The sequence below is a fragment of the Bifidobacterium pseudolongum subsp. pseudolongum DSM 20099 genome (assembly GCF_000771225.1).
Taxonomy (GTDB): domain Bacteria; phylum Actinomycetota; class Actinomycetes; order Actinomycetales; family Bifidobacteriaceae; genus Bifidobacterium; species Bifidobacterium pseudolongum.
Genome location: NZ_JDTZ01000010.1, coordinates 108,911 through 126,840, shown reverse-complemented (window position 1 = coordinate 126,840; position 17,930 = coordinate 108,911). Strand labels below are relative to the sequence as shown.

The window sequence follows — 17,930 nt, the reverse complement described above, 5'->3', positions numbered from 1 at the left end:
CGCTATCATCAAGGCTTGAAACCTGAGAATGTAATGCATCTCGCTATGTACGAGTAAGTTATATCCAAGCGTAATGAATGTATCTAGGAGTCAGTATCCCATGAAACCTGTAGTAGAGATTCTCATGGCCACGTACAACGGGGCGGACTACGTCAGGCAACAGATCAATTCCATCCAATCCCAAACCTTAAGCGATTGGAAGCTGAACATCTGCGATGACCGTTCGACGGATGGCACCTTGGACATCATCACCAGCATCGCACGTGAAGACCCACGCATCAATATAATCTCGCAGGACATCAAATTCGGCTCTGCACAGGCAAACTTTACGTACCTGATGAGCCAAGCCAGCGGCGATTACGTCTTCCTGGCCGATCAGGATGACATCTGGCACCCCAACAAACTCAAGCTTTTCATGAACCGTATTCATGAGGCCGAGCGCAGTTATGGTATCGACGCACCTTTACTTGCCTTTTCCGATCTCACGGTGGTGGACGCCCAAGATCATGTCATCGCGCCTTCATTCCTTACCTACATCGGTCGAAATCCGCACCGTATTGGTCTGAACGAACTGCTTGTGCAGAACCTTGTCACTGGCTGTGCCAGCGCTATGAACCGGGCAATGGTCCAAGCTATTCATGGCCTCAACCTCAGCGACGTAAAAGCCATAATGATGCATGACTGGGTCTATGCCCTGCTGGCAGCTTCCCTTGGCCATTTGGTATATGTAGGCGAGGCAACCGTGGATTACCGCCAACATGACACTAACGTCATGGGCGCGCACCCATACTCGTCATGCAAGACGTTGCTTGACCTCATCATTCCGAACGCCCAAAGGAAACAGAACCACATCATGCGTTTGCGCCAGACCATCGAGCAAGCCAGACTCGTTCGAGCAGCCGTGCAATCCCAGACACCCTCCACGGCGCTCAACACACTTGATGCGTATTGCACCATACCCAGCCAATCCCGTATGCAACGCGTCCGCACGCTCTTCACATATGGCTTCTGGCCAAACAAAATCGTGGATTGCATCACCCAACTCCGCACAGCACTCTCGCTGTAGTTTCCTTTATATAGATTGGGCTCGAACCAAGCCGACAGATTCAGAACAGACTTAGGCGACACGGTAAACAGCATCTCGAAGAATACCCAAAAGCATGTAACAATCACCATCTTCAGTGGAGTATCAGGCATCGTGAGTAAACAAATCAAGCAACCAAAGATTCATTCGGTGAGGTACAACGTAGTAATGAACGCGATTCTTACTACGTCCACGTTCCTATTTCCACTCATTACTGTTCCATACGTTTCACGAGTGCTGGGACCGGACAACAACGGCATCGTGTCGTGGGCGTACACCTTCGTCGGCTACTTCTCTCTTGTCGCACAACTTGGATTCACGATGTACGGTACTAGAGAGTGCGCGAAACTCAGGGATGACCGTGCAGCACTCAGCAAGACTGTGCAGGAGCTGCTCATCGTCTTGTTCGTATCCACGGCAATCGTATACGCTGTCTATATAGCATGCTTGTTCGTCATACCACGTACGCGAGAGCAACTACCGCTTATGCTCATTGCTGGCTTGTCTATCTGGCTCACATCATGTTCGGCGGAGTGGCTGTACCGTGCCATTGAGCAGTATAGTTACATCACCGTTCGCAACATCGCGTTCAAAGTGCTCAGCATCATCCTGCTGTTCATATTCGTACGTCACACAAACGACACTTTGGCCTATGCGGCAGTCTTGCTCATCGGCACAATTGGTTCGAATGTGCTAAATCTTTTGCGTCTGCGTGTCTATGTGACGTTCTCACGACACTACACAATGAACATTCGCAAGCATTTCAAAGCGATGTTCACGTTCTCCGTCTCCAACATCGCGTCGGGCATGTACGGTCAGATAGACATGCTGCTACTCGGCTTCCTTACCTCAAATTACGCATTGGGACTCTACCAGCTCGTGTACAAGATTCGTAACATGTGTAATTCTGCAGTGGGCGCTGTCAGCGGCGTCATGCTGCCCCGCCTTTCCTATTATGAGGCGCAGGAGGGCCATGAGGCCACCACCAAACTGATGGCGAAGAGCTTCAACTTTCTCATCATGCTGGGTCTTGCACTGATGGCTGCCGTTGTCATCTGTGTCCAGCCAATCATCCTATTGCTCGGCGGCCACGACTATCTTCCCGGCTCGTCTGCGCTCGTCATCAGCTCCCCAATGATTCTGCTGGGGCCTATCGGCTCCATGCAATCGCAATACATGGTCGCAGCAAACCGCGAGAAAGAGTACACTTATACCACAGTCACAGGTTTGGCGCTAGCCATCATCTTCGAGCTCATCTTCATCCCACTATGGGGAATCAACGGTGCCGCATTCGGCTTGGTGGTCACTGAGATCTGCGTATATGCATTGCGCACTTACATCATCCGCGACTTCATCAAGGAAGTGCACAAGCATACTGATTACTGGAAGATTATCATCTCATGGATCGCAGGGTGTACCGGCGCCGTGGCAATTTCATGGCTGTGCCAGTCGTGGTCCCCCCTCCCGCGTATCCTACTGGCCGCCGTCGGATTCTGCGTTTTCGACGCTATTCTGCTGATTCTCACCAAGGAATCGTTCCTACAGTCTATGCTCCATAGAAAGAAGTAACGCAGCATCATGGTCATCACCACCCCTTCTGCCGGATTTCCTATACCTCACAGCATCCGTGAACGCTCCGTTGACGTCATCATCATCCTGTACGAACAGGGCATTGAAGAAATCACTTCACTGGAGTATTTTCTGAACTCCCCTACCGTGCATGGTGTGTACATCCGCGACAACAGCAGCCGGCCACATGAGGTCAACACCACCCTACGCAACCGTAACCTCGTTCACTACCGCTGGATGGGTGGGAATGTAGGTCTTCCAAGGGCGTACAACAACGCTGTCGCCGAGTGCGACGCACCGTACATCTGCATCATGGATGACGACACTACGGTACCTGATGATTTTCTGGAGAAGGCCGCTGCGTATTTCATTGATGAACCTGCCATCTATCTCCCGCTTGTGCGCACGCAGCGCGAGCTTATCAGCCCGCATCTGCAGTTCGGCTACCGTATCCGGACGATTACCAACAATGATTTCTCCGATGCCGCGCATGTGAGTGGCATCAACTCCGGCATGATTCTTGCGCGCGATATCTTCACAACCGTGCGCTATGATGAATCTCTGTTTCTGGATGAGGTGGATCACCAGCTGATGGTCCAAGTCCATGAACATGGCATACCAATCATCGTCATGGATGACATTGTGCTTCACCAGTCATTCTCGTATGACTCTAACAACATGCAGGCCGACATCCACCGCTTCCGCATCTGGAAACAGGACACACGTGCGTACTATGCAATGTTCGGTAAGGATGGCAAGCGCGCTGCACGAAGCCGCATCTGTGCGCGCCGCCGCAATCTGATCAGGAAGTATAAGTCCTTGCATTTCCTGTTCATCTGATTTATGAGCCCATCTCCCCTATACCCATCCAGCACGTCATTCAGCTCACATACGTCTCCAACACCTTGAGTGAGGCCAAGTAGTTGCCAAGTGTGAAGATCATCTTCTGCCGCGTATCCACGCTCATGCTGTCGGTCGACGCGTCCTCCACGTGCTTCACCACGATGCGCGGGTCATAATGCATACCCAGCCCTGCCGTCTGGCAGCGCATCCATAGGATGTGCTCTTCGAAATACAGGAAGGTGCGCGGGTCGAATGGCTCGTCGTAGTGTTGCACGAAGGCCGGCGTGAAGATCAGACATGCGCCATGCAATTTGTAGGGCTGGTTCGCATCCGCCTCAGCCGTGGCGTGCGTGTATGGGCTTTCCGCCGCAGGCTGGCGCCCCAGCCGTTGCTTGAGCCGCACAAGCGGCTCGTACAAGTGCAGGCGCAGCAACAGCAGGATCGCACGGAACCGGCGTATCTGTCTATTTACTTCCCGTTGGGTACGGATGATGCCGTAACTAGGGTTCTGATGGCGGTCGTCTTTGAGTGAAACGATGTCCGGGCCAATCACGCCGCAATGCGTCTGCACATAGTCCTCGGTACACAACGGCATGAAATCGGCACTCGTGAGCATCGCGTCGTTGTTGATTGTCACGATGTAATCGCAGTGCAGCTGGCTCTTGCAATACCGGTAGCCAATGTTGTTGCCGCGGGCGAAGCCCTCGTTCACGGCGTTGTGCAGCAGCGTGACACCGGGTGTTTCGGCATAACGCGTCTGGAGCCGCTCAAAACTGCCGTTCGCTGAATTGTTGTCCACAATCACAATATGGCATGATTCGCTGCTGCAATATTCGCGAATCGAATCCACACACTGCGCGGTGGCGTCATCCACCAGGTAATGCAGCACTACAAATCCAAACATAGTCAGTCCTTTCGTCTCCATCACAATGTACCGTCAAGCACACGCTGGTACAGTGTGGGCTTGCCCTGCACCGTGGTGGGGTATGGAATCTTGTACGTGAGTTTATGGATGGTCGTGCCGGGCACCACCGTGGGCTCGGCTGCGGTGGAATCCATCTGTTCGGAAAGTTCAAAGCGGCCGTTGTTGCTCAACGGTATCGCGTCGATCATCGCGGTGACCTGCGGAATGTGCATGTAGGCGTCGTGGAAGAACTCGTCGAAGAGGAAATACTCCGGCACCGCCGGTATCTGTGTGAACACCGCGACGAAACAGTCATAGATGTACTTCACGAGCGGATTGCCAGCCACCGATGCCAGGCAGTATGTGGCCCAAAGGCATTCCGGGTGCTCGGCGTGGATCGAATAGAACGGGTAGTCAGCGAAATCAGACGAAAGGTCATCAGTCAGATACAGCGTGGAATCGAGCCATACGCCGCCATGCTCATACAGCAGTTTGACGCGCAGCGCGTCGCAGAACGCGTTGATCGTCAAGGTGCCCGCCTCACGGCGCTGCGCCAGAATCGGATCGATGCTTGCATACTGCGCGTAATTCTCGCGCGTCACGATGATGACCTCACGGCCGCCTGCATGGCGTCTGATGCTGTCGACGCACGCGCGGATGACCGCTGGCGTGCGGTCGTTCAACCCTTGCCACCATGCCACCCAAATCGGTCCGTCATTGTGTGCGGGTAAACCGGGGATGGCATCGGCATCAAAGGGAATGTGACGCATGACCTTGGCCCATAGTGCATCGTCGAACACGCGGTAATACCGGTCACGGCAACGCTTGGTGCAGTGGTACACCACCCCAAGCGCAGCTGGTTTGACCCCCAGCAGCTTGGTGCAATTGACCGCTGCGGAATTGATCTTCGACAGCCGCGCCGGCAATTCCTTGAGTCTAGGCATCCGGTTCTCCCTCTTCGGTGTCACTCACCATGGTTCTTCCACAGCAGCGTGGCCACCACCGTGGTCATGAACCTGTTCGTCAACATGGCGTATTTCAATCGGCCTGCCTTCGGCAGCATCCGCCTGTCCACTGCGGCCAAACGCGGGTGCAATGCCTCTGCGCGCCGCCAACAGGCCCTGCGGATGGCGTTCCAATCGCGCGGTGCAAGTGCGGCCACCGCCTTGAGCTCTTGGTAATACAGATTCACCTGTTCGGTGGCCCACGTCTGCCGTAAGTCGGCGTCAGTGTCCAGCCGGTATTCATGCATCAGCCGCGTGCGGGCGTCAATCGCGGGGTGGTACAGCCCTTTCGCGGTGTTCGCCACCGTGCGCGCACCCAATCCCCCAACGCGGTAATGGTACCCGGCATAGTCCACATACACCAGCTCATGCGCGGCGTGGAAGACCTCCATGTTGAACAGATTGTCCTGCATCCGCGGCAGCGCCGGGTCAAAACGCAAATCATGCTCCGTGAGCAGCGCATGCCGGTATAGTTTGCCCCACGGCACGCCGATCGCCGTCACAAACCCGGCGTCCTGCATATATGCGCCATCCATAAGTTGGCGGTAGAGCGGCTTCTTGGCCGCCTCATCCGTCACCACGAACCCGCTGGGGAAAAACCGCTGGCGACGCTCGCCTGCACTGTCGAAGGCGGCGCACGCCGACATGATGACGTCGGCATGCGGATGCGCGCGCGTTTCACCATACAATGTGGCCAGATACTCAGGGTCCACAACATCGTCGGGGTCGATGAAGCAGATCCATGTGCCGCGCGCCGTGCCAAGGCCGGTATTGCGCGCCACAGCCACGCCTTGGTTGGCCTGTTCGATGATGGTGAAGCGGGCGTCGTCTGCAATGGCGTTGCGCATCACGCGCACGGAATCGTCGGTGGAGCCGTCGTCAACAACAATCACTTCCACATCGTCCATCGTCTGCGCACGCAACGAGCCGATGCATGCGGCAACATATGCCTCTTGGTTGTACACCGGCACGATCACGCTGATGAGCGGGGTGCGCGCGGTCATGGACGATACTCCTTGACCGGCATGCGCATGCCATCCGCAATGCCCTTGCAGTACGCCCTGAGTTTGGCGAAGCGGTGCGGTTCCAACAGCGAGAGCACCATGAGCGGCGGAATCTCCACAAGGCCTTCGAGTTTGGTCCACTTGTGGTATTTCTTCCAGTAGATCACCCGGTTGCGCGCTTGGTAATAACAGCGCATGGGGTTGTACCCCAACGTGAACAAAGGTGCCCATATCACCGTGCCGTCTGACCGGCGGCGCGGCACTTTGAGGCCAGTTTGCGCTGATTTGCCTTTTTCGTGGAGCAAATACACCGCATTGTCTTTGACAATCCGGTACCCATTGAGCAGCAGGCGTTCGTTGAAGTCGAAATCCACATAGTCAATGAACAACGCGTCGTCGAATCCACCAACTGCGAGCGCGGCCGGCACGCTGACGAGCGAGCCTGATGTGATCGCACCATGCGAGGCGCCGCGAGTCAGCTGCTCCACTGCGGGCAGATGCTGGCTACGGTATTCCTCTTCGGTCATGCGGTTGCGGTCCAGGATGAATGGGCAGACGAGCCCCACACCATCGGTAAGCAGCTGTGCCAGCGCATCGACCATGCCAGCGGTGGCTACACTGTCCTGGTCCAACAGCAGCACGGCATCGTATCGGCGGGCCGCTGCCCATTGCAACACGGCATTGAGACCCGCGGCAATGCCCAGATTGCGCCCCGCTCCCTGCACATGCACCGCGCCCCTATATCGCTTGGCGAGCTCGCGTACAGTCTGCACATTCCCTGAACCGTTGTCAAAGACGAACACGGCCTCGACTTGCGGGGTTATGGCGTCAAGACTGGCCTGCAGCCGTGCCATGTCCGGATTGAATGTGACCATTCCAGCGCAGCGCTTCATACACTCCCCTTCCCTGTGTAACATGCCGGACCTCTCAGCGGTGGCGTCCATATAACAGCTTCTTGGTCTGTGCGCGCAGCGCCTCTTTCCACCACACGTCGCTGGGCTTGTATACCGGATAGGTCTTGACGCGCAGCTTGCGCGTGCGCACCCACACATTGAGCAGGCGCTCCGCGAGGAATCCGAAGAGACGCTGGTTGTATGCGTCATATCCTGTGGTGTCGATGCGCCGCTCCGCCTCGTCCAGAATGTCGAAAAGCCATTCCATGTACGCCGCGAACCGGCTCGTGTCCATCACAAACATGTTGTAGCTGTACAACGCGTGCCCATCGAGCAGTTCGTCGAACGCCGGCACATACTCCGGGTGCCTCTCCTGCAGGATCGCACGTACGGTATTCAAGTCGTCGATGTTATGGAATTGGGCGAACTGTGCACGGATGGTCTTGGTGAGGATCCATGGTTCGGGCAGCACCACATCCACTTCGGTCAGGTCATGGGCGAACTGCGCCGCCGGCACAATGCGGCTTTTGCGCGCATCGGTGTAGAAATAGCGCCGGTAATGCACGAATCCCACATTCGTGCTGTCCGAACAGGCGTTGCGCCATACCCAGTACTGTGCGGTCAGTTCGCAGAATTGCGGATTTTTCACGGAGATGTTCTCGCCGGCGTCATCGCGCACCGCAATGCTTGCATGGTTGCGCGCGGCACCGGCCAGAATCGGCACGTACCCTGGCTCGGCAGGCGCGTCAAAGTCTTTGTGCGCCACAATGTAGACGCGTGTATTCGCTTGGTCCGGCATCGTCACCGCCCCGCGCTTTTCCGGGCGGCGCGCTTGGCGTCCAGCACGCCTTTGCGGTTGCCGGTGTAACGGAAGATGCACTCAGTGAAAAAGCGCGCGGCTTCCACGATTTCGCCCTCTTTGAGCAGCTCCTTCATCGTGTAGGTGAGCATCGAGAAACCTTCGCCGGTCAGCTTGGCATTGCCCAGAATATCGGAGTGCTTGGTGATTTCCACGCCTTGGATGTAGTTGCGGTTGAACTGCTGCTTGAACGTGAAATTGTGCGAATGGATCACCTGCGCATCGGCTTCGTACACGATGGTCCAGCCTGCGTGGAGGAAGCGTGCGGCAATGAACATGTCTTCGTTGGTGAGCACCGGGTTTTCGAATCCCCCGACCTCCAAGTATGCGCTGCGGCGGTACGCCGCGCACACGTCGGAGGCGCGGAAGGCATTGATACCCAAGCGTTTCACATCGGCTTGGGTGAATATGCGCGACTGGGGCCGGTAGGTGTACCCACGCACAATGCGCTCAGCGGGCCGGGCATCTGCACGCGGCAACTGCCGCCCGTACACAAGTGCCACATGCTCATCTCTGAACGGTCTAAGAATCCGCGCCAAAAACTCATTGTCCTTCGGCAACGCATCTTGCGTGAGGAAGCACACGAACTCCCCCGAGCTTTTGCGGAGCACATAGTCCCTCGTGCCACCGTGGTTGAAATCCTTGCGGTCGATCACCAGCAGGCGCACCTCAGGGTGTTTCGTGCGCACAATCGCCTGTGTGTCATCGTCTGACGACGAATCTACCACAATGATCTCCGCAGGCGTGATGGTCTGCCGCTCCAGCGCGGACAGCAGATCATCGATCATGGTGCCCGCATTGAGCGTTGGAATGATCACCGAGATGTTATTGACAGACAAAGTACAACCTCACGCTTCGCTATGCAATCCCTCTAGTCTATCCAACCAGATGGTCTTTGCCCAACACGAGCGTGCACACCCGCTACAGGCGAACATCAATCTCGACGGAACAGGTCTCGCGTGAACACCTTGTTCGAAGCATCGGCAAGCTCGTCGTTCCAACGGTTCGCGACAATGATGGAGGCACACTGCTTGAACCGTTCAAGGTCATGGGTCACTTCACTGCCGAAGAACTCCGCATCGTCGAGTGTCGGCTCATACACCACAACAGGAACGCCCTTGGCTTTGATGCGCTTCATGATGCCTTGGATGCTTGACTGGCGGAAGTTGTCCGAGCCGGATTTCATCGTCAGGCGATAGATGCCCACGACCGGATGCTCTTCGCCGCTGATCTCGTTGAGGATCTCATCGGCGATGAAATCCTTGCGTGTTGCATTCGAAGCCACGATGGCCTCGATGAGATTCTGTGGCACATCAGCGTAATTCGCCAGCAACTGCTTGGAATCCTTCGGCAGGCAGTACCCACCATAGCCGAATGAAGGATTGTTGTAATGTCCACCGATACGAGGATCAAGGCACACACCACGAATAATCTCAGCGGTGTTCAATCCGCGCGACTGTGCGTAGGTATCCAACTCGTTGAAATAGGCGACACGCAGCGCCAGGAACGTATTGGCGAACAGCTTGATCGCCTCGGCTTCGGTCGTACCGCAGATCAGCTCCGGAATGCCAGTCGTGCCGTCGGCGTTCTTGCGTTCATTCTCTTCGGGGGCAGCACCCTGTGCAAGTAGGTTCGCAAACGTGTGGGCGGCCTCCACTGCCGCAGCATCGTCCATCGGTGCGCCGACGACAATGCGTGAAGGGTGCAGGTTGTCGTACAACGCATGGCCTTCTCGCAGGAACTCCGGGGAGAAGATGATCTTCTCGTCTCCGGTCTTCTCACGCAGTTGTGCGGTGTAGCCGACCGGGATCGTCGACTTGATCACGATCCAGCAGTCTGGGTCATATTCACGGATGGCCTTGATGGCGGCTTCCACGCTCGAGGTGTCGAAGTAGTTCTTGCGCTCGTCATAGTTGGTGGGGGTAGCCACAACCGCGTAATCGGCACCGGTGTACGCCACGGCCGGATCAGTGGTGGCCTGAAAGTCCAAGTCCATTGTGCCATCGCGCTTGCCGTCGAGGAAACGTGTGATCTCCACGTCCACAATCGGGCTTTCGCAGTGGTTGAGCTTCTCCACCTTTTCGGGCACGATGTCCAGCGCATGCACTTCGTTATGCTGCGCAAGCAGCAGTGCCACAGACAGTCCCACATAGCCGGTGCCGGCGACCGCGATCTTCATGTGCATTCCTCGTATTTCTTATGTATATTGATTATTGGCTTTTTTAAAAGCGTATTATTGAGAGTTGACAGAAGTCGTTGATGCATGGTGCGCCTAGGACACGACAGATATCAGTATGCACCGCTCGGATGCAGCACCGTACCGATGGTGCGCATGATGTACACGATGTCCCCCATCACACTCCAATCCTGCACATAGCTCACGTCGAGCTGGCGGCTCTCCTCCTCGTCGAGGTCATTGCGTCCCGAAACCTGCCACGGGCCGGTGATGCCCGGCTTCACGAGCAGGCGCGTGGCATAGACCGGATCGTATTCCTCGACCTCGAAGTCACGCTGCGGGCGCGGTCCGACCACGCTCATATTGCCCATGAACACATCGAAGAACTGCGGCAGCTCGTCGAGGCTCGTCTTGCGGATGAAATTGCCGACCTTCGTGATGCGCGGGTCATGCTTGAGCTTGTAGCGGGCGCCCATCTCCTGCCCGTTCGCCGCGAGCACTTCCTTGAGATGCTTGTCCGCGTCCACGCGCATTGAACGGAACTTGTGGATGTAGAAGGACTTGCCGCGTAGACCGATGCGTTCCTGCTTGTAGAACACCGGGCCACCGTCTTCGATCTTGATGGCAATCGCCACAATAAGCATGATCCACGAGGAGAGCACGATGGCGAGCGACGACACGATGATGTCGAAGATACGCTTCTTCACCTTGGCCACTGGCGAATACTGCGGCAGGCTGATTGTCATGATGCTCATGCCTTGGATGTTGCGCATCTGCGTGGCATGCTCGGCGATATCAAGCGCTGAGGTGATCAACGCGATCTCCAGATTGAGTGATTCCATCTGCACGGCGAATGTGCTCAGGTTGTCGGAGAAGCGGTCGAGCACATCCGTCACCATCACGGTCTGCGCGCCGGTCTGTGCGATACGGCCCGCCAGATGGTCGCCATATTCGATCACCTCAATCGGCTCGCCCCAGGATTCATGCACCATTGTATTGAGCACATCGATGTTCGGATCCGCCTCGATCAAGCCGGTCTCTCGGTTCACACGAATAGGGCATACACGTACCGGCCTGTAATTGAGCTGCTTGCGCTGCCGTAGGAATTTGAGGATTTGCCCAATGCCATCGGGCGAGCCCACAATGACCGTAGGGTAGGCATAGTCACCTTTGCGGTGACGGTAGGTAAGAAAGCGGCGAGCCACAAAACGCACAATCATTTCGGCCACCCATACGCACAACGATGTCATGCATACCGAGAAGAACGAGACATTCGTCTGCACAATGAAATTGAGCGCGCATACCGCCACCCAGCTGAACGCCGTCGCCTTAAGCAGCAGGATATTGAGCTGATACCCGTCTGCGAACACATGCCTATGGTAGACGCCGGAGGAATGAGCACAGAACACCCAGATGATTGCGCACACCGCGACATACAGGTACACACTGATGGGGAGGTTGAGCTGCAGTCGTGTGGTGAACAAATCCATCTCTTTGCGCAGGAACATCACCAAAAGCCCTACGCAGAAATACACCACTGCGTCGAAGACCATGAGTGCAAGATTCAATACAAGTCGCCAATGCAGCACTTTGGCGGACTGACGCTCCACTTTCCGTGCGAGCTGTGCGTCGCTTTTCTCTTGTGTCATATCTCCTCCTCGCCTGCTCGCACAGCACTCAGGCCTTTTCCGTTGTCGCACATGGCAGCACCCGCTTTGCGCATAACAAGCCAATACTACCGTGCCCCCCTGCCTTAAATTGCACACCTTTGCACATTCCGCATGTTCATTACGGTTTCTCAGTAGGTGAAGCAGCGTGTACGCCGTTTACAATACGAATTGGGCGAAGTATAGGTTCATGACCATCGTATGTACAACGTGGCACTTTCCAAAGGAGATCCGTGATGGAACAGACACAAGGCAACACTGGTTCGTTCAATGCCGTGGAATACGGCCCGGGCCAAGCCGCCCGCGACGCCGAGCATGACGCGCTCAAGACCAACGAGCTTGCGGAACCCCAGGCGCTCACTACGGATCCACTGACCGCCGCGGCCACACCAGACAGCGCCGTGATGCCCGAACCATCGTCCGATGACACCGTCACCGGCGAGTTCGCTGCGACCGAAATGGAGAGCACCGAAGACGACGAAGCAATCGCCGACGAAGAACTGCGCCAGTTCGAAAAGCGCATCGACGACATCCTCTCGACTGGAGAACTCGACGAAACATTGCGCGTGATCGATGCCGAGGGTGTGGCGCAAGTGCTCCCCGTGCTCGATTCCGAACCGATTTCGCATCTGCTCGAAGGCATCGAGGAAATCGGCGGACGAGCCAATGTGTTCGTCCGCACCGCGGACGGCATCGCCGTGCTCAACGTGGTGGAATACAGTCCGGAAGACCAAGGCGCACAGCAGGCGGATGATACTCCAACCGGTGAAACACCGGCAGTGAACGCCGAGGCTGCAACAGAGTGAGTCTTCCACAACCGCCGAAACCAGGACGTCCTTACACCCGTGACGTGCACCACGACCCTGAGCCGAAGAGGCACGAAGGTCGCATAGCAGGCCTCTCCACCGTACTCACTGGTGAGATGTCCTACCGCAATGGCCACTTGACCAAGCCGGCGTTCATCTCGCTCGCCGTCCTTACCTTCATCACCTTCGTTGGCAACTTCACGCAGCTGCAGCTCAGCGCCGCACTGCCGACGATTGTGGATGAGTTCAACATCACCGTGACGACCGGCCAGTGGCTCACCTCAATCTTCCAGCTCACGATGGGCGTGATGGTGCCGCTCACCGCGTTCTTCACACGCCGCTTCTCCACAAGGCAGATCGTCATCGCCTCCATGGTGATTTTCACGCTCGGTTCGCTGCTTGCCTGGGTCGGCACGAGTTTCGTGCTCGTGCTGCTGGGCCGTCTTCTGGAAGCCATCGGCACCGGCGTCATGTGGCCGGTGCTGCAGATCTCCGTGTTCACGATCTTCCCGCTCGACCGTCGTGGCATGGCCATGGGTACCGTGGGCATGGCAATGAGTGTGGCTCCAGCAATCGGTCCCACCTTGGGCGGTCTGCAGACCGATGCCAACGGATGGCGCTCGATCTTCTTCACGCTCACTGTCATTGGCGTGGTCTCACTGGCGTTGTGCATCTTTGGGCTACGCAATTTCGGGGCGAGCGACAAGGCCGCCAAGGCGGACTTCTTTTCGGTCGCGCTCTCCATCTTCGGCTTCGGTGGCCTCATGTTCGGCTTCACGAACATCCAGGCGTATCCGTTCACACATCCAATCGTCTGGCTCCCCATGCTCATCGGCATCGTGGGCATCATCTGGTTCGTTCTGCGCCAGAGCCGCAGTTCCAAACGTTTCATGGAAGGCAAGCAGTCGCAGCCGGCGCTCCTCGACCTGCGTGTGTTGCGCAATGCGAGCTTCAGCATGGGCACGGCGATCGCGGCCATGAGCTTCTTCGCATTCAGCTCCATCGTGGTGCTCATGCCGCTGTACATCCAGAACTGCCGCGGGTATTCCGCCACCGTCAGTGGTCTCGTCATGCTGCCCGGCGCGTTGGGGCAGGCGATCTCGCAGTTCTTTGGCGGCAAGGCGCTCGACCGCTTTGGTGCACGCCCAGTCGCGCTGATGGGCACCATCACCCTGTTCATCGGCACCGCCATGATGAGCACGGTATCGATCACTTCATGGATCTGGTGGGTCTCCATCTGTCAGTTCATCCGGCAGATCGGCATGGGTTTTGTGATGATGCCGCTGACCACTTGGTCGCTCAACTGCTTGGAACCCGACCAGGTGTCCGCGGGTTCGGCTGTGACCAACACCGTGCGGCAGATCGCCGGTGCCATCGGCGCGCCGGTGCTCATCCTGCTCATGTCGGTCATCGCGGCCGCCAAGATGGAGACGATGGGCGCAACCGGTCAGGGAGCCATCCTCGCGAACATTATCGGTATTCAGTGGGCATTGCGCATCAGCGCATTGATCTGCCTAACCATGGTGTTCATGGTGCTGTTCGGCGTGCATGGCAACGGCGCCGGATCAGCACACGATGTGGCGCGCCGCGCAATCGGCCGTGTACGTCACCATCACGCCGCCAACTGATTTCAGTCAAAGCCCCTGCCACGGCAGGGGTTTTGTGTCACGCTTTGCCCATCAGTGTGAGCACGATGAGCACGGCGTTGAGCGCGATAATCAGCGCCACGACCGCCAGACAGACGATGTGCTTGATACGCCCATCCGCGTATTGACCCATCAACGTGCGGTCGTGCGTGTAGCGCATCAGTGGAATGATTGCGAACGGAATGCCGATGGACAGCACCACCTGGCCCACAATCAGCGCTTCGGTCGGATTGTTGGCGAGCGCAAGCACCACAAGCGCCGGCACGAGCGTGGCCACGCGGCACGCCCACATCGGCACGTCCACGCGCAGCAGTCCCTTCATGATCTCCGAGCCAGCGTAGGTGCCGACGGATGTGGATGAGAGCGACGACGCGAGCAGACCGATAGAGAAAATGGTGCCGACAACAGGCCCCAGCACCTGCGCAATCGCGTGTTGCGCGCCCTCGATCGTGTCGGTGCCCGTCATACCGTAGAGCGAATTCGCGGCGAGCACAAGCAGCGCGATGTTCACCGTGCCGGCGATCGCGAGCGCCCACACGACGTCGATGCGGCTGCCGTGTATCATCTCGCGCACGCTCGGCCTGTCTGTGCCTGCGCCGAAGTGGTCGTTCACGAGTGTGGAATGCAGATAGATCGCGTGCGGCATCACGGTCGCGCCCAGCATCGATGTGGCCATCAGCACCGACGACCCGTCGGAGAACCGCGGAATCAATCCCTCCGCCACGGCAAGCGGATTGGGCGGGTCGATGAACAGGCCGGCGATGAACCCAAAGGTGATCACGAGCAGCAGGCCGATGACAAGCCGTTCGAAGATCTTGTGCGTCTCACCGCCCTGGAACAGCAGCAGCACCGTGGAGACGGCGCCGATGATGCACCCGCCCAGCAGCATGGGTATGCCGAATAGCAGATTCAACGCAATGGCACCGCCGATGACTTCGGCGAGGTCGGTGGCGATGGCAATGACCTCGGCCTGCATGAAGAACAGGAAACGCCCGGCCGTGCCCATGCGCTGCCCGAGGATCTGCGGCAGGCTCTTGCCGGTGACGATGCCGAGTTTCGCCGCCTGATATTGGATCAGCACGCTCATGCAGTTGGCCACAACGAGCACCCACACCAACAGGTAGCCATATTTCGCGCCGGAGGTGAGATTTGCTGCCACGTTGCCTGGGTCCACGTAGGCCACCGCCGCCACAAACGCCGGCCCAAGCATGCTGGCGAGCGCGTGCGCCGGTTTCTCCGGCTTGCCGTTCGCTTTGCGCTCGATCGCAATGTCTTGGTCCGCCTCGGCTTGCAATGCGAGCGCGTCGATGTCCGCCGGTGGTGTGCTCTGTTGCTTGCTTTCGCTCATCATGCATCACGACTCCTCGACTACCGCAGCCTATCTTCGGATTCCATTGTGACGAATCATCGTGGTTTCGCGCGCCGCTCAATCATTGGGAATCGCCTGCCCCGGGCATGAGTGCAGCACGCTGAGCATCGCACGCTTCTCCTGCGTCGTCACGCTCAGGCCATACTTGTCTTTCACACCGATCTGCCGCGCCACGTAATCGCACCGGTAGTCGCCGTTCGTCGGCAGCCAGTATGCGGCTGAGGCGGCGCCTTTCTCTTGGTTCGCCGGTCCGTCCACCGCGAGCAAATTGTAGAGGTCGTTGCCGAACCGGAACCGCTTCTGCTGGCTCCAGTCGCGCGCACCGGACTGCCACGCGTTCTGCAGCGCCACCACATGGTCGATCTGCACGGCCGAGCTGGTGGTCTGCCCACGCTGGAAGTGGATCGTCTTGCCTGTATACGGGTCCGCGAGCACGCCCGACTTGACTTTGCACCCGCCGAGCTTCGTGTATTTCACGCCGGTCAGGTCGCGTGCGAGCACGTCTTCGCGCACGTCGCAGCCATTGCCGTCGTCGTCCGTTTCGCGGTATCCGAACAGTTCGCGGTCATAGCCTGCCGTGGAGACGTTGTCATCCACCGGCAGTTTCTGCAGCGTCTCCGCCGCTGTGCCCGTGGCATGGTATTGCCCGGTCAGTTCCGCGAATTTCGGGCTGATGCGCGGCAGAATCACCCCAATCGTCACACCGATCACTATGGCGATCACGAGCAGGATCAACACGCGCTCAGCCACACTGGAACTGTTGAAGTAGTTGCGGCCGAAATGCTTGGAACGTCTACGAGTCATGCGCTCTACTGTCGCGCGAATCGTGCGGAAAATCAAGCTGCGTGGCGCGGGTCCGCGATGCGCGCACACGTGGGCATGCACAATGCGCGTACAACCGCGGGATAGCAGCGTCAATTCCCACCCATGCGGTAAGAAAGTGCGCACAGGTGCGAAATACCCTTCTTTCTGCCCCATTGATGCCCGGCGCTGCGCACACAACTGAATACTGGTGTCGTTATCTGCCGGCTATGCACCTCCGTGCAACGTGCCAAGTGGACACTATTGGCGCATGATGTGGATTGGTTGTGCATCCGGGCGATTCTTTCCACAATCATCAGGGTGATTCGACCGTCCAACCACAACGCATGCTCGTGCTTGCACATGGTGGAAGAACTTTCTAGGTTCATCAACCATGAACATGACAAGAACACAGACGCAACTCAACGATATACGCACACGTACTATCCGCCAATGCAAAGAGGCGCATATCACGCAGCCGTTGTGCGGGGCAACCGCCCTCAAAATATACGGATCCGAGTTCCCCTTTACCGACGAGCCGGATACGTTCCATGTGCCGGATAAGTTCCATGTAATGGTTCGCGACGCCTCACACCGTCGGCGGGCTCCCCATGTGAAAGCCCATACATGGAAGCAATTGGAGCCGACGGACATTCTATACACCGAGGGACTGCAGGTCCTGTCACCGGAAGCCACTGCGGTGACCTTGGCCGGCACACTCAACATCATGCAGCAGGTGATGCTTCTGGAGGCCATGGTCCGCAATCAGTTGTTCACTTTCCCCATGTTTGCCGATTATGCGCATAAGCGAACATTCCATGGGAAAAAGCGGACATTGGCAGCATTGAAACTCTATCAAGATGGCAGTGCCTCCATGACTGAGACTGCATTGCGCCTGGAACTGAACAGACGTGGCGTACCAAGATTGGTTTTGAATTATGTGGTACCAAATGTCTGGTATCCCAATGGTGCTCCTATCACATTCGACCTTGCCCTCCCTGAAATGAAGATCGCATGGGAATACCAAGGAGACCATCACCGCACTGATAAAGCTCAATACCGTCGGGATGCGTACAAAGGCAACTTGGCCCGGTCGAAAAACTGGACCTTATTCGACGTCACCTATGATGATCTACGCAATCAGCAACGGCTCAACGAGCTTGCCCTGCAGGCAGCCGTGATCATCGCCCAGCGCACTGGCACCGTCCCACGTATGGATATCCTCACGCTGCAACAATTGGCGGACAGGCGACGCGTATTTTGGAAACGCTCATCTTCTGGGACCTGACCATGCGGAGAACGTGA

The 17,930-nt window shown here is 57.2% G+C and carries 16 protein-coding genes; 6 read left to right on the top strand and 10 right to left on the bottom strand.

What is annotated here, in order from left to right:
• The first annotated feature begins 100 nt into the window (after positions 1-100).
• The 3 genes from OU02_RS07000 (at position 101) to OU02_RS06990 (ending at position 3,493) form a co-directional block, all read left to right on the top strand.
• Complete coding sequence (locus OU02_RS07000) at positions 101-1,066, top strand: glycosyltransferase family 2 protein (RefSeq protein ID WP_033489541.1); 966 nt, start codon at positions 101-103, stop codon at positions 1,064-1,066.
• A gap of 186 nt (positions 1,067-1,252) precedes the next feature.
• Positions 1,253-2,653 carry a flippase gene (locus OU02_RS06995; protein ID WP_238552004.1) on the top strand — a complete coding sequence of 467 codons (1,401 nt, stop codon included), beginning with the start codon at positions 1,253-1,255 and terminating at the stop codon, positions 2,651-2,653.
• Positions 2,654-2,662: 9 nt separating this feature from the next.
• Positions 2,663-3,493 (top strand): glycosyltransferase, encoded by an 831-nt coding sequence (locus OU02_RS06990; protein WP_033489539.1) that lies wholly within the window; start codon positions 2,663-2,665, stop codon positions 3,491-3,493.
• A gap of 40 nt (positions 3,494-3,533) precedes the next feature.
• Here OU02_RS06990 and OU02_RS06985 read toward each other — a convergent pair whose 3' ends face one another.
• The 8 genes from OU02_RS06985 to OU02_RS06950 form a co-directional block, all read right to left on the bottom strand.
• Positions 3,534-4,400, bottom strand: a complete 867-nt coding sequence (locus OU02_RS06985) for a glycosyltransferase family 2 protein (protein WP_033489538.1) — start codon at positions 4,398-4,400, stop codon at positions 3,534-3,536.
• A 20-nt stretch (positions 4,401-4,420) separates the two neighbouring features.
• Complete coding sequence (locus tag OU02_RS06980) at positions 4,421-5,344, bottom strand: capsular polysaccharide synthesis protein (protein WP_033489537.1); 924 nt, start codon at positions 5,342-5,344, stop codon at positions 4,421-4,423.
• 20 nt (positions 5,345-5,364) lie between these two features.
• The gene (locus tag OU02_RS06975) at positions 5,365-6,408 is read right to left on the bottom strand and encodes a glycosyltransferase (protein WP_033489536.1); all 1,044 of its coding nucleotides are present in this window, start codon (positions 6,406-6,408) and stop codon (positions 5,365-5,367) included.
• A complete protein-coding gene (locus OU02_RS06970) occupies positions 6,405-7,283 on the bottom strand; it encodes a glycosyltransferase (RefSeq protein WP_275039960.1) in 879 nt (292 codons plus the stop codon). Before OU02_RS06970 ends, OU02_RS06975 begins: the two co-directional genes overlap by 4 nt.
• Positions 7,284-7,335: 52 nt before the next feature.
• Positions 7,336-8,100: a DUF4422 domain-containing protein gene (locus OU02_RS06965; protein WP_033489533.1), complete on the bottom strand. Its 765-nt coding sequence runs from the start codon at positions 8,098-8,100 to the stop codon at positions 7,336-7,338.
• Between the two features lie 2 nt (positions 8,101-8,102).
• A complete protein-coding gene (locus tag OU02_RS06960; protein WP_033489532.1) occupies positions 8,103-8,999 on the bottom strand; it encodes a glycosyltransferase family 2 protein in 897 nt (298 codons plus the stop codon).
• Positions 9,000-9,094: 95 nt separating this feature from the next.
• Complete coding sequence (locus OU02_RS06955) at positions 9,095-10,339, bottom strand: nucleotide sugar dehydrogenase (RefSeq protein WP_033489531.1); 1,245 nt, start codon at positions 10,337-10,339, stop codon at positions 9,095-9,097.
• Positions 10,340-10,449: 110 nt separating this feature from the next.
• Positions 10,450-11,985, bottom strand: coding sequence for a sugar transferase (locus tag OU02_RS06950; RefSeq protein WP_033489530.1), 1,536 nt, complete (start codon positions 11,983-11,985; stop codon positions 10,450-10,452).
• A 476-nt stretch (positions 11,986-12,461) separates the two neighbouring features.
• On the opposite strand from OU02_RS06950, the gene OU02_RS06945 reads away from it, so the two are divergent.
• Positions 12,462-12,809: a hypothetical protein gene (locus OU02_RS06945; RefSeq protein ID WP_238552139.1), complete on the top strand. Its 348-nt coding sequence runs from the start codon at positions 12,462-12,464 to the stop codon at positions 12,807-12,809.
• 116 nt (positions 12,810-12,925) lie between these two features.
• Positions 12,926-14,437, top strand: coding sequence for an MDR family MFS transporter (locus OU02_RS06940; protein WP_051918311.1), 1,512 nt, complete (start codon positions 12,926-12,928; stop codon positions 14,435-14,437).
• A gap of 37 nt (positions 14,438-14,474) precedes the next feature.
• On the opposite strand, the gene OU02_RS06935 is transcribed toward OU02_RS06940, so the two are convergent.
• Both OU02_RS06935 and OU02_RS06930 read right to left on the bottom strand, forming a co-directional pair.
• A complete protein-coding gene (locus OU02_RS06935) occupies positions 14,475-15,806 on the bottom strand; it encodes an Nramp family divalent metal transporter (RefSeq protein ID WP_152593165.1) in 1,332 nt (443 codons plus the stop codon).
• 75 nt (positions 15,807-15,881) lie between these two features.
• Complete coding sequence (locus OU02_RS06930) at positions 15,882-16,628, bottom strand: HNH endonuclease family protein (protein WP_033489529.1); 747 nt, start codon at positions 16,626-16,628, stop codon at positions 15,882-15,884.
• A gap of 397 nt (positions 16,629-17,025) precedes the next feature.
• Here OU02_RS06930 and OU02_RS08405 point away from each other — a divergent pair, with 397 nt between their 5' ends.
• Positions 17,026-17,913, top strand: a complete 888-nt coding sequence (locus OU02_RS08405; protein WP_130095561.1) for a hypothetical protein — start codon at positions 17,026-17,028, stop codon at positions 17,911-17,913.
• Positions 17,914-17,930: the final 17 nt, after the last annotated feature.